Source organism: Streptomyces sp. NPDC059853 (assembly GCF_042731495.1).
Classification (GTDB): Bacteria; Actinomycetota; Actinomycetes; order Streptomycetales; family Streptomycetaceae; genus Streptomyces.
Window position 1 is genome coordinate 1 of record NZ_JBHWJL010000158.1, and the last position, 11430, is coordinate 11430.

General features: G+C 72.1%; 11 protein-coding genes and 1 pseudogene. 7 read left to right on the top strand and 5 right to left on the bottom strand.

All coding sequences use genetic code 11. The annotated features are described in order from the left end of the window. Positions 1-163: 163 nt before the first annotated feature. The gene (locus ACFV5N_RS17340; RefSeq protein WP_385600188.1) at positions 164-685 is read right to left on the bottom strand and encodes an RDD family protein; all 522 of its coding nucleotides are present in this window, start codon (positions 683-685) and stop codon (positions 164-166) included. A 201-nt stretch (positions 686-886) separates the two neighbouring features. Between ACFV5N_RS17340 and glnA the strand changes: the two genes are divergently transcribed. Next, positions 887-2302, top strand: coding sequence for a type I glutamate--ammonia ligase (gene glnA, locus ACFV5N_RS17345; RefSeq protein WP_346069500.1), 1416 nt, complete (start codon positions 887-889; stop codon positions 2300-2302). Positions 2303-2412: 110 nt separating this feature from the next. Here the strand turns inward: glnA and ACFV5N_RS17350 are convergent, their stop codons facing one another. Beyond that, on the bottom strand, positions 2413-2859 hold the full coding sequence (locus ACFV5N_RS17350; protein WP_385600191.1) for an SPW repeat protein: 447 nt from the start codon (positions 2857-2859) through the stop codon (positions 2413-2415). A gap of 283 nt (positions 2860-3142) precedes the next feature. On the opposite strand from ACFV5N_RS17350, the gene ACFV5N_RS17355 reads away from it, so the two are divergent. After that, on the top strand, positions 3143-3526 hold the full coding sequence (locus ACFV5N_RS17355) for a DUF2795 domain-containing protein (protein WP_385600211.1): 384 nt from the start codon (positions 3143-3145) through the stop codon (positions 3524-3526). Positions 3527-3685: 159 nt separating this feature from the next. On the opposite strand, the gene ACFV5N_RS17360 is transcribed toward ACFV5N_RS17355, so the two are convergent. Further along, complete coding sequence (locus ACFV5N_RS17360) at positions 3686-4522, bottom strand: polysaccharide deacetylase family protein (RefSeq protein ID WP_385600194.1); 837 nt, start codon at positions 4520-4522, stop codon at positions 3686-3688. Between the two features lie 90 nt (positions 4523-4612). Beyond that, complete coding sequence (locus tag ACFV5N_RS17365) at positions 4613-5506, bottom strand: Gfo/Idh/MocA family protein (protein ID WP_385600214.1); 894 nt, start codon at positions 5504-5506, stop codon at positions 4613-4615. 202 nt (positions 5507-5708) lie between these two features. Between ACFV5N_RS17365 and glnII the strand changes: the two genes are divergently transcribed. From glnII to ACFV5N_RS17385, 4 genes are all read left to right on the top strand, one after another. Then, on the top strand, positions 5709-6728 hold the full coding sequence (gene glnII / locus ACFV5N_RS17370) for a glutamine synthetase (RefSeq protein ID WP_385600197.1): 1020 nt from the start codon (positions 5709-5711) through the stop codon (positions 6726-6728). A 232-nt stretch (positions 6729-6960) separates the two neighbouring features. Further along, positions 6961-8244 (top strand): sensor histidine kinase, encoded by a 1284-nt coding sequence (locus ACFV5N_RS17375; RefSeq protein WP_385600199.1) that lies wholly within the window; start codon positions 6961-6963, stop codon positions 8242-8244. A gap of 91 nt (positions 8245-8335) precedes the next feature. Then, positions 8336-9418 carry a phosphatidylinositol-specific phospholipase C domain-containing protein gene (locus ACFV5N_RS17380; RefSeq protein ID WP_385600202.1) on the top strand — a complete coding sequence of 361 codons (1083 nt, stop codon included), beginning with the start codon at positions 8336-8338 and terminating at the stop codon, positions 9416-9418. A 59-nt stretch (positions 9419-9477) separates the two neighbouring features. Then, positions 9478-10125: a LuxR C-terminal-related transcriptional regulator gene (locus ACFV5N_RS17385; RefSeq protein WP_385600205.1), complete on the top strand. Its 648-nt coding sequence runs from the start codon at positions 9478-9480 to the stop codon at positions 10123-10125. Here the strand turns inward: ACFV5N_RS17385 and ACFV5N_RS17390 are convergent. Beyond that, complete coding sequence (locus tag ACFV5N_RS17390) at positions 10107-10895, bottom strand: TauD/TfdA dioxygenase family protein (protein ID WP_385600208.1); 789 nt, start codon at positions 10893-10895, stop codon at positions 10107-10109. The two genes, ACFV5N_RS17385 and ACFV5N_RS17390, sit on opposite strands and share 19 nt — an antisense overlap. A gap of 223 nt (positions 10896-11118) precedes the next feature. On the opposite strand from ACFV5N_RS17390, the pseudogene ACFV5N_RS17395 reads away from it, so the two are divergent. Beyond that, a pseudogene (locus ACFV5N_RS17395) lies at positions 11119-11430 on the top strand (hypothetical protein); the annotation flags it as partial.

Genomic DNA, 11430 nt, shown 5'->3' on the forward strand with positions numbered 1-11430 from the left:
GGCCCTCCTCGTGTGTCCGCTGGTGCTGATGGGGCGTGGGGGCCGCTGACGCCCCCGGCCGGGCCCCGGGTGCCGGATGCCGGGTGCCGCTGCCCCGCCCGGGCCCGCGAGCCCTCGGGGGCCGCCGCTCCGCGCGGCAGCGCGACGCCGGGCGGCAGGCCGTCTAGACGCGGATCTGGATGGCGTCGGTGAGCCGGTCGTGCAGCCCGCGGGTGTCGCGGTCCCAGATGAGGGCCGGGATGGCCAGCGCGAGCAGGACGGTGCGGGCGGCGGCGCGCGGGAAGCTCAGCCGCTGCCCGCTGAGGTGGACGACGCGCAGCCCGAGCAGCCGTTTGCCGGGGGTGGAGCCGAGGGTGCCGACGGTGAGGATGCCGGTGACGGTGAAGACCAGCAGGGTCCAGTTGCCCAGGGAGCTGGGGCTTTCGGCGAGCAGACCGTATGCGATCAGTGCGCACAGCGCCCAGTCGAGGCACAGCGCGGCGACGCGGCGGCCGACCGGGGCCACGGAGCCGGGGCCGTGCTCGGGGAGGCCGTAGCGCTCGCCCCGGTACCCGAAGTCGACGCCCATGCTCTCGGCGGTGGCCCGGGGGCCGGACAGCCATGATCCGATGACCTGTCGGTTGTCGAGCGTGTTCTCCGCCTCTTTGTCCACCCGTCCACGGTAGCGCGGCCGTCCGGGTGACATCCGGGCGGCTCCCGGTGGGCGCCGTCGTCCCGGCCAGTCGCCGGGGACTGGTCCGCCTGGCTGGTTAACATCGGCGAAACACCCGGGTCATGCCCGAGAAATGGCCGGTTCTTAGGGTCGGCCCGGCAGGTCCGTGCCCCGGGCCCGCACCCCGAGCTGCGCATTCCCCCGCCCGCAGGGTGGGGCAAGGAGGACGATCGGATGTTCCAGAACGCCGACGAGATCAAGAAGTTCATCGCGGACAACGACGTCAAATTCATCGACGTCCGCTTCTGCGACCTGCCCGGCATCATGCAGCACGTCACGCTCCCGGTCGAGGCCTTCGACCCGGAGGAGCAGCTGATGTTCGACGGTTCGTCGATCCGCGGCTTCCAGGCCATCCACGAGTCCGACATGGCGCTTGTCCCGGACCTGTCCACCTCGCGGGTGGACCCGTTCCGCAAGGACAAGACGATCAACATCAACTTCTTCATCCAGGACCCGATCACGGGCGAGGCGTACAGCCGCGACCCGCGGAACGTGGCGAAGAAGGCCGAGGCGTACCTGGCGTCCTCCGGTATCGCCGACACCGCCTACTTCGGCCCCGAGGCGGAGTTCTACGTCTTCGACGACGTGCGCTTCGAGACCCGGTCGAACGCGGGCTACTACTACATCGACTCCGAGGCGGGCGCCTGGAACACCGGCGCCATCGAGGAGGGCGGCAACCGGGGCTACAAGGTCCGCTACAAGGGCGGCTACTTCCCGGCCCCGCCGGTCGACCACTTCGCCGACCTGCGCGCGGAGATCACCCTGGAGCTGATGAAGGCCGGCCTGGAGGTCGAGCGCCAGCACCACGAGGTGGGCACCGCCGGCCAGGCGGAGATCAACTACAAGTTCAACACCCTGCTGGCCGCCGCCGACGACCTGATGCTGTTCAAGTACATCGTCAAGAACGTCGCCTGGCGCAATGGCAAGACCGCGACCTTCATGCCCAAGCCGATCTTCGGTGACAACGGCTCCGGGATGCACGTCCACCAGTCGCTGTGGAGCAACGGCTCCCCGCTCTTCTACGACGAGCAGGGCTACGCGGGCCTGTCCGACATGGCCCGCTACTACATCGGCGGCATCCTCAAGCACGCTCCGTCGCTGCTGGCGTTCACCAACCCGACGCTGAACTCGTACCACCGCCTGGTGCCGGGCTTCGAGGCCCCGGTCAACCTGGTGTACTCGCAGCGCAACCGCTCCGCCGCGATGCGTATCCCGATCACCGGGTCGAACCCGAAGGCCAAGCGCGTCGAGTTCCGCGCCCCTGACCCGTCCTCCAACCCGTACCTGGCCTTCTCGGCGCTGCTGCTGGCGGGCCTGGACGGGGTGAAGAACAAGATCGAGCCGCCGGAGCCGGTCGACAAGGACCTGTACGAGCTGGCCCCCGAGGAGCACGCGGAGCTGGCCCAGGTCCCGACCTCGCTGCCGGCCGTGCTGGAGGCGCTGGAGGAGGACAACGACTACCTGCAGGCGGGTGGCGTCTTCACCTCGGACGTCATCGAGACGTGGATCGACTTCAAGCGCGAGAAGGAGATCGCGCCGATGGCGCAGCGTCCGCACCCGCACGAGTTCGAGCTGTACTTCGACGTGTGACCTGGCCGGGCGCGGTGTGCCGCGCCCCGTGACCGCACGCACCGGCGGGCAGTCCCTTCTGGGGCTGCCCGCCGGTGTTTTTCCTGTTCTGTTGTCGTGGTGTTGGCTCCTTACCGGGCCCCCAGCCTCTCGTCGTAGTGCTGGCGGCGCTTGTGACGCATCGCGAGTGCCGCTCCTGTGGCCGCAAGGCCAAGCAGGAAGATGACACCACCCACGATGATCTGGCTGAGGATGATGCCTCCGGTGGCACCGCTGCCCACCGTCCAGATCGCAACGATCGACCACGCACCGATCACGCACAGGGCCAGGCCCATGCCGTGCATCCGCTCCGGCACCAGGGCGAAGCCCAGCGCCAGCACGGCCACCGCGATTCCGAGGATGAGGTTGTGAATACCCAGTCGCGGCTGGGCGGCGATGAAGGTCGGCACCAGCCAGCCGGAGATGGCCAGGTACAGCCCGGCGAGGAACACCGGGGCGTCCAGCAGTGGCACGGTCGCGCCACCTGTCACACGGGAGTAGCGCTCCCGCATCTCACGTGCGTCGGGGTGGTCCGCCATGGTTGTGTCCCTGCGATGGGAGACGTCCGTACCCCTGTGGTGTGAGACGTCGGCCATGCGACTCGCCTCCTTCTATGGGATTCGTGTGACCGCGCTGTCTCAGTCCATTTACAGACCTTGCTCCCATTGTGTACCCATTACCCCATTTGGCGCATATCGGGATGATTATTTTCTTCATCCCGTTGAGTACCGTTCTGGGATCGCGGCTCCGACCCGCGTTTCCGCTGGTTTCGCTCTCAAACCCCGGGTACCCGCCCGGCCCGGCACGAAGGAGGGACCTGTGATGCAGGAGCGGGGCAGCAACCGGTTGAGCGCCCATGAGGACGACCGGCTCAAGCACGAGGTGAAGGGGCTGCTGCGGGCGGACCGCCCCACCCGGACCGATGCCTGGCGGGATCCGGAACCGGTGGAGGGCGTGGACGGCACGGGGCCGCCGCCCGGTGCGGGGGACGACCGCGAGGTGCGGGACGAGGCGTTCCGGTCCGAGCTGGCGCGGCATCTGCGGCCCGCGGTCTTCCCGGCCAAACGCTCGGAACTGCTGCGGACCCTGCTGGAGGAGCAGGCGCCCGACGAGGTGATCGATCAGGTGCGGACCCTGCCGCGCCGCAGTAGCTACGCGAACGTCCAGGAGGTGGCGGCGGCGCTGGGCCGCAAACCGCGCTCCTAGGCCGTCTCTTTCGGATCTTCGTGGATCAGGCCGCGTTGTCGGATGCGGTGCATCGCAAGGCGCCGGAGTGCCCTCAGGGTGGTGTCCTTCGGGCAGTTCGGCAACGCGGCGAGGCGCCGTAGCCGGCGGCGCGGCCCGCGAAGATCCGAAAGAGACGGCCTAGCCGGGCAGGACCAGCTCGTAGCCGCGGTCCAGCAGCTTCGGGAGCACCTGGCCGAGGGCGGTGACCGTCTGGGAGCGGTCGCCGCCGCCGTCGTGGGTGAGGACGATGGCTCCGGAGTGGGCGCCGTCCAGGACCGAGGCGGTGATCGTGGAGGTGCCGGGCCGGGCCCAGTCGTTGGTGTCCACCGACCAGCCCAGCGGCTCCATGCCCAGCTCGGCGCAGACGGTGAGCGCGTCCTTGTCCCAGGCGCCGTACGGGGCGCGGGCGAGACCCGGCGGGGCGCCGAGGATGTCCTGGATGAGGTCGCTGGTGTCGCCCAGCTCCCGGCGGACCCGCTTGGTGGAGAGGGTGTCCAGCTGCGGGTGGCTCCAGGAGTGGTTGGCGACGAGATGGCCCTCGTCGGCGATGGCGCGCACCAGGTCCGGGTGGGAGTGGGCGTTCTCGCCGATGACGAAGAACGTGCCGGGGACCTTGTGCTTGCGCAGCAGCTTGAGCACCTGCGGGGTGTAGGTGGGGTGCGGGCCGTCGTCCAGGGTGAGGGCGATCTTCTTGCCGGGGAGGTCGAGGGTCAGCGCGGCCTCGGACCGGACCGGTACCGGCTGCCGGGGCGGGGCGGCCCCGGGGGCGCTGCCGGGTGTGAAAGGGCGCAGCCGGTAGGAGTCGGCGGCGGGGGCGGCCGGGGCGGCGGCGGGGCCGGGGGCCGCGCCCGCGCCGGCGGAGGCTCCTGAGCAGGCGGCGAGAAGCCGGTTGAGGCCGAGGAGGCTGACGCAGGCGGTGGCGCCGAGCAGGACCCGGCGCGGCACAGCGGAGGGCGCTGACACTTCCGATGACATGATTAACGGATCTCATGTCTGAGGAGGTGTCACCACCGCCCGCGTCCGTTCGGAGCACCGGCCGGGACCGGCCGGTCACCGCCCGGCCCGTCAGCCGTCCAGCCGCTCCTCGGCCGCCGCCAGGATCTCCGTCACCCGCAGCGCGAACCGCACGTCGCACGGGTGCGGATCACCGGTACGGGCCGCCCGCTCCAGGGCGTCCACCGCCGCCGCGAAGGCCGCCACATGGCCGGGGTCGTCCCGGTCCGGCAGGGTGACGATGCCCGGCGTGCCGCGCAGCACCGCCGTCATCGACGACGCCTGCGGCGGCACCCCCAGGCTCACCGTGACCGTGCTGGAGGCGCCGCTGACATGGCGCAGCGTCAGGTGCACCATGTCCCCCGGGCCCCGGGCGGCGCCGACCGCGTCAAGACCGGTGACATCGCCCAGCGGCGGCAGCAGGACCGACAGGGCGTGCGGACCGACGTCCCACAGCCCGCCCCGCTCCCGGCGCCAGGCCGAGGAGGCGTACGGGCTGTCGCTGCCCGGGGCGAAGATCCCGGCGAACCATTCGGCGCGGCCGTTCACCCAGCCGTCCTTCGCCCCCTGCTCGGCCAGCCAGGCCGCCGACTCCGGTGTGAAGTGCAGCGTGAAGAAGACCACCGACGCCACCCCGGCCGCCTGCGCCGCCTCCGCCACCTCGCGGGCCGCCGGAACGGTCGTGGCCACCGGTTTGTCCAGCAGCAGATGCCGGCCGGCCCGGGCCGCCCGGACCGCCAGCGGCGCCTGGACGTCCGGCGGCAGGGCGATCGCGACCGCGTCGCAGTCGGCGATCAGCGCGTCCGCGTCCTCGTACGCCCGGGTGCCGAGCCGGCCGGCCAGCTCGCGCGCCGCGTCCGGCCGGCGGCCCCACACCCCCACCAGATCCACTCCCGGATGCCCGGCCAGGGCCGGCCCCTGGGTCAGGCCGGCCCACGGGCCGGTGCCGAAGAGACCGAAACGCATGCGCAGAGGAAGAGACATGACACACAGAGTAAAGGCCCGGCTTACCTCCTGATACGGCGTCTTTCCCCGCAAACCCCGTTCACAGCCCCTTAACAGCCGGGCAACTGCTCGGAAATCGCGGATGGCGAGGGTGGCGACAGCGTATGGACCATCCCGCACTCCCCCACACGCCGATGCGATGACCTCCTCAAGGAGCACGACCGTGAGCTACAAGGCCGAGTACATCTGGATCGACGGCACCTCGCCGACGGCGAAGCTGCGTTCGAAGACGAAGATCCTCGCCGACGGCGCCGAGCCCCCGGTCTGGGGCTTCGACGGCTCCAGCACGAACCAGGCCGAGGGCCACGCCTCGGACCGTGTCCTCAAGCCCGTCGCCTCCTACCCGGACCCGATCCGGGGCGGTGACGACATCCTGGTGCTGTGCGAGGTCTACAACACCGACGACACCCCGCACGTGTCCAACACCCGCGCCCTGCTGCGCCCGGTCGCCGAGAAGTTCGCGGCGCAGGAGCCGGTCTTCGGCATCGAGCAGGAGTACACCTTCTTCGAGGGCTCCCGCCCGCTCGGCTTCCCCGAGGGCGGCTTCCCCGCCCCGCAGGGCGGCTACTACTGCGGTGTGGGCGTGGACGAGATCCACGGCCGCGACATCGTCGAGGCGCACCTGGAGAACTGCCTGAAGGCGGGCCTGGGCATCTCCGGCATCAACGCCGAGGTCATGCCCGGCCAGTGGGAGTTCCAGGTCGGCCCGCTGTCCCCGCTGGAGGTCGCCGACCAGCTGTGGGTGGCCCGCTGGCTGCTCTACCGCACCGCCGAGGACTTCGGTGTCGCCGCCACCCTGGACCCCAAGCCGGTCAAGGGCGACTGGAACGGCGCCGGCGCGCACACCAACTTCTCCACCAAGGCCATGCGCGAGAACTACGACGCGATCATCGCCGCGTGCGAGTCCCTGGGCAAGGACGGCAAGCCGCTGGAGCACGTCAAGAACTACGGCGTGGGCGTCGAGGACCGGCTCACCGGCGCGCACGAGACCGCCCCCTGGGACCAGTACAGCTACGGCGTCTCCGACCGCGGCGCCTCGGTCCGCATCCCGTGGCAGGTGGAGCGGGACAAGAAGGGCTACATCGAGGACCGCCGCCCCAACGCCAACGTCGACCCGTACGTCGTCACCCGGCTGATCACCGACACCTGCGGCACCGCGCTCGCCGAGGCCGGCCTGGTCTGAGCCCGGCGGCACCGGCGCCCGGGCCTCCCGGCGGCGGTGCCGTACCGCGCACGTCCCCGGTCCGCGGCTGGCAGCTCGGACGCGGACCGGGGCGCACCGGCCCGGGAGCCGTGGTGGAGCTGGATACACCACGGCTCCGGGTCGCGGCCCCCGTGCCCGGCCCCCGCCCGGTGCTGAAGACTGTCCTCCGTACACGCACCACCACGGCACTGCGGCGGAGGACACGGACACCATGAGCACCGAACGGGCACGGGATGCCCTGCTGGCGACGGCCAGGGCACTGCTGCTGATGCTCGCCTCGATCATCGGCTCGCTGCTGCTGTTCATCTTCTCGGTGCTGTCGCTGGTCTTCCTCCCGCTGGGTCTCGGCTTCCTGTCCACCCCGCTGGTCATCGGCCTGACCCGGGCGCACGCCAACCAGCGCCGGCGGCTCGCCCACGACTGGTCGGGGGTCACCATCCGCTCCGCCTACCGGCCGCCGCCGCAGGAGCGGGACGGGCTGGCCGGGCAGGTCGACCGGACGGTCCAGCTGCTGCGCGACCCGGCGACCTGGCGCGACCTGCTGTGGCTGCTGGTGGACGCGACGGCCGGTTTCACCGTGCTGGTGTTCGCGCCCGCGCTGTTCCTGCACGGGGTGTACGGGCTGGTGCTGCTGGCCGGGGTCTGGCAGCCGGTCGTCGACGCGTCCGGCACGATCTGGTTCGCGTTCGTGCCGGTCGACTCCTGGTTCACCGCCGTCCTCGCCGCCGTCACCGGCATCGGCCTGGCCGTGCTGGGGCTGTTCGTCAACCCGCTCATCCTGCGCGTCCACTTCGTGCTGTGCCGCGTCTTCATCGGGGCCAGCCACAAGCAGCAGCTCGCCCAGCGGGTGGCCCGGCTGACCGAGACGCGGCACGACGCGGTGGACAGCTCCGCCGCCGAGCTGCGCCGCATCGAGCGGGACCTGCACGACGGGGCGCAGGCCAGGCTGGTCGCCATGGGCATGAGCCTGGGCGCGGTGGAGGCCCTGCTGGAGAAGGACCCGGCGCAGGCCAGGGAGCTGCTGGCGCAGGCGCGGGCGTCCTCCGCCGAGGCGCTGACCGAGCTGCGCGACCTGGTGCGCGGCATCCACCCGCCGGTGCTGGCCGAACGGGGTCTGGGGGACGCGGTCAGGGCGCTGGCGCTGCGGATGCGGATCCCGGTGGAGGTGGACGTGGAGCTGCCGGGGCGGCTGGCCGAGCCGGTGGAGACCGCCGCGTACTTCGCGGTGAGCGAGGTGCTGACGAACGCGGCCAAGCACTCGGGCGCCGACCGCATCTGGCTGGACATCTTCTACGGCGACGCGGACCGTACGCTGAAGATCGCGGTGACCGACAACGGGCGCGGTGGCGCGTCCCTGGACGGCGGGACGGGGTTGCGGGGCATCGAGCGGCGGCTCGGCCCGTTCGACGGGGTGCTGGCGCTGTCCAGCCCGCGGGGCGGGCCGACGCTGGTGACCATCGAGGTGCCCTGCGACCCTCCGGTGGCGCGCGGCTGAGGGAACCCGTTCACCCCCGGCTCATCCAGGTGTAGACCAACTCGCCTACGCTGAACGGGACTTGCTCCCCCACAGAGAGCGCGGGCGACGTATGCGACGCAACCGGAACCTCCGCGGCATCAGAAACCTCCTGTTCATCAGCGCGACGGCACTGGCCCTCACCGTTCCCCACACCGCCGCCGGCGCGGCCGAGACCCAGGAGACCCCGGCCGCGGCGGCCGACGGCGCCCTGCCGTTCGACGACGGCACCACGGTCGGCGTGCACAACGCGTACGAGAAGAGCACCTTCACCTACCTCGCCGACGGCCTCGACTCCGGCGCCGGCATGCTCGAACTCGACGTGTGGACCAACTTCTTCGGCGGCACCTGGCGCGTCTCGCACAGCAACCCGCTGGGCAACGACAACAACTGCGAGAACGCCTCCTCCCCCGCCGAACTGCGCACCAAGCCCCGCAACCAGGGCTTCGCCGGCTGCCTGGCCGACCTGCGCGCCTGGCACGACGGCAACCCCGGCCACCGGCCCATCCTCATCAAGATCGAGATGAAGGACGGCTTCGCCGCCAACCTGGGGCGCGGCCCCGCCGAGTTCGACGCGCTCGTCAACCGCGTCCTCGGCGACGCGGTCTACCGCCCCGGCGAACTCGCCGCCGGACACGCCACCCTGGACGACGCCGTACGCGCCGACGGCTGGCCCACCCGCGACGAACTGGCCGGCAAGTTCCTCTTCCACCTCATCCCCGGCACCGTCGAGGAGGGCAACCCCTTCGACAACCTGTGGACCGACGAGGAGTACGGCCGCCACCTGCGCGACCTGGCCGCGGCCGGGCGTCTGGACACCGCCGCCGCCTTCCCCGCCGTCCACCACGCCGAGGCCGGCGACCCGCGCACCGGCCGGTACGCGGACGCCACGCTCCGCCCGTGGTTCGTCGTCTTCGACGGCCACGCCCCGCTGTACACCGACGGCACCATCGACACCTCCTGGTACGCCGCCCACAACTATCTGCTGGTGATGACCAACGCCCACGACGTGCCGCCCGCGATCAGCCCGACCGACCCGGGCGAGGCCGAGGCGCTGGCCCGCGTCGGCGAACTGGCCGGGGCGCACGCCAGCGTCGTCAGCTCCGACTGGTACGCGCTCACCGGCGTCCTCGGCACCGTGCTGCCGCGCGGCTGACCGGGCACCGGCCGGTAGGCTGGGCCGCTCCCGACGGACAGCAAAAGGCAGGTAACCGGGTGCGCGTCGTTCTCGCCGAAGATCTCTTTCTGCTGAGGGACGGGCTCACCCGGCTCCTCCAGGCGCACGACTTCGAGATCGCGGCGGCCGTCGACAACGGCCCCGCCCTCACCCGCGCGCTGGCCGAACTGCGGCCGGACGTCGCCGTCGTCGACGTCCGGCTGCCGCCGTCCTTCACCGACGAGGGCCTCCAGTGCGCGCTGGCGGCCCGCCGGGACCGGCCCGGCATGCCGGTGCTGGTCCTCTCCCAGCACGTGGAGCAGCTGTACGCCCGCGAGTTGCTGGCGGACGGGCACGGCGGGGTCGGCTACCTCCTCAAGGACCGGGTCTTCGACGCCGACCAGTTCGTCGACGCGGTACGGCGGGTGGCCGGCGGCGGCACGGCCATGGACCCGCAGGTCATCCAGCAGCTCCTCGCCCAGCGCACCCAGGACTCCCCGCTGGAGCGGCTCACCCCGCGCGAACTGGAGGTCATGGAGCTGATGGCGCAGGGCCGTTCCAACGCCGCCATCGCCGAACGCATGGTGGTGACCGAACGCGCCGTCGCCAAGCACACCTCCAACATCTTCGCCAAGCTCGGCCTCCCGGTGTCCGACGACGACAACCGGCGGGTGCTGGCCGTGCTCGCCTACCTCGAACGCCGCTGAGCCCCGCCGGGCGGCGGTGCCGGCCAGGTCCGGTGCACCAGGCTGCGGTTGTCCCACAGGAGCAGCTCACCCTCGTCGAGGGACTGGAGGTGGATGTTCTCGTGCCGGTACGCCGGGTCCAGCTGCCCGGTGCCGGCCAGCAGGGCGGTGAGCAGCTCCGGGCCGAGGACGGTACCGGCCTCGTCGAGCAGCGCGGTGGTGAACCCCTCGCTGAGGTAGAGGACGCGTTCCCCGGTGGCCGGATGGGTGAAGACGGTCGGGTGGATCACGCCGCGCGCCCCGGCCGCCGACCGGCCCGGCGCCCCGCGCACCGCGCCGTGCCGGTACGGGCTGTGCACGGCGCGGGTGCGGGCGGCGGCGCGGCGCAGCGCGGCCGGGAGCCGGGCGTAGGCGCGGCCCATGTCGATGAAGTACGTGCCGCGGTGCCGCGCCGCCACCTGCTGCGCGTGGACGAGGGCGAGCGCCGGGGGGTTCGGCGTGCCCTGGTGGTCCGCGTGCCAGCCCGGGCCGCCGCTGCCCGCGGCGGGGACGGGGAGGCCGCAGATCCCCCCGCGCCGGTACGGGGGCGCGTCCCCGCTCTCCACCACGCCGAGCCTGCGGCCCAGTTCGGCCCCCGCGGCGAGGGAGAGCCGCCCTCCCCTGAGCAGCACGATCTTCTCCCGGTGGACATGGCGTCTGAGGCCGATGACATCGGAGTCGGCCGCGGAGAACAGGTCGAACCCCTCGACGGTGACTCCGAACCGCGCCTGCTTCTGCGGGGTGACCTTCACCGGATCCTCCTCGCCACGCCGCCGGGACAGCGACCGGGCCCCGAATGTATGAGCGGCGGGCGAACACCGGCAAGAACACTCAACGGCCATACCGGCGACCGGACATGGCGGCCCGGGCGGCCGGATCCGGACGCCGGGGACAGCGATCGGGTCCGGTCCGGTCAGCGGCGAACACCCCCGGACACCCGCGTGTCCTCGGCGCCGCCCGCTCGTTCAGCCGGGTGTGTCCTCCAGCGATCTGTCTTCCCCCGACGTCAAACCCACCAGTCACCGGCGCCCGGAGACCACCCCGGGCGTCTCCCCCGAGCAGGCGGCGGCCGCGCTGGTGGAGCACTACCCCCGGCTCGTCCGGCTCGCGTACCTCGCCCTGCCCGACGGGCTCGGCAAGCACCGCCGGGTGCTCACCGCGCACGCCCTGGTCCAGCGCGCCGTGCCGAACGGCCGGGCGGCGGCCGGATCCGGTGACACCGGGGCCCTCCCGGTGCCGCGCGCCGGGGACGACCCGGCCACCGACCCCGGCTACCCGGCCCAGCAC

What these genes read in the sequence shown, in the direction of transcription:
- ACFV5N_RS17365 (WP_385600214.1), bottom strand. Translation starts at nt 5,506, where the DNA reads ATGCGTTTCGGTCTCTTCGGCACCGGCCCGTGGGCCGGCCTGACCCAG.
- ACFV5N_RS17380 (WP_385600202.1), top strand. Translation starts at nt 8,336, where the DNA reads ATGCGACGCAACCGGAACCTCCGCGGCATCAGAAACCTCCTGTTCATC.
- ACFV5N_RS17350 (WP_385600191.1), bottom strand. Translation starts at nt 2,859, where the DNA reads ATGGCGGACCACCCCGACGCACGTGAGATGCGGGAGCGCTACTCCCGT.
- ACFV5N_RS17360 (WP_385600194.1), bottom strand. Translation starts at nt 4,522, where the DNA reads ATGTCATCGGAAGTGTCAGCGCCCTCCGCTGTGCCGCGCCGGGTCCTG.
- ACFV5N_RS17355 (WP_385600211.1), top strand. Translation starts at nt 3,143, where the DNA reads ATGCAGGAGCGGGGCAGCAACCGGTTGAGCGCCCATGAGGACGACCGG.
- glnA (WP_346069500.1), top strand. Translation starts at nt 887, where the DNA reads ATGTTCCAGAACGCCGACGAGATCAAGAAGTTCATCGCGGACAACGAC.
- ACFV5N_RS17375 (WP_385600199.1), top strand. Translation starts at nt 6,961, where the DNA reads ATGAGCACCGAACGGGCACGGGATGCCCTGCTGGCGACGGCCAGGGCA.
- ACFV5N_RS17340 (WP_385600188.1), bottom strand. Translation starts at nt 685, where the DNA reads ATGTCACCCGGACGGCCGCGCTACCGTGGACGGGTGGACAAAGAGGCG.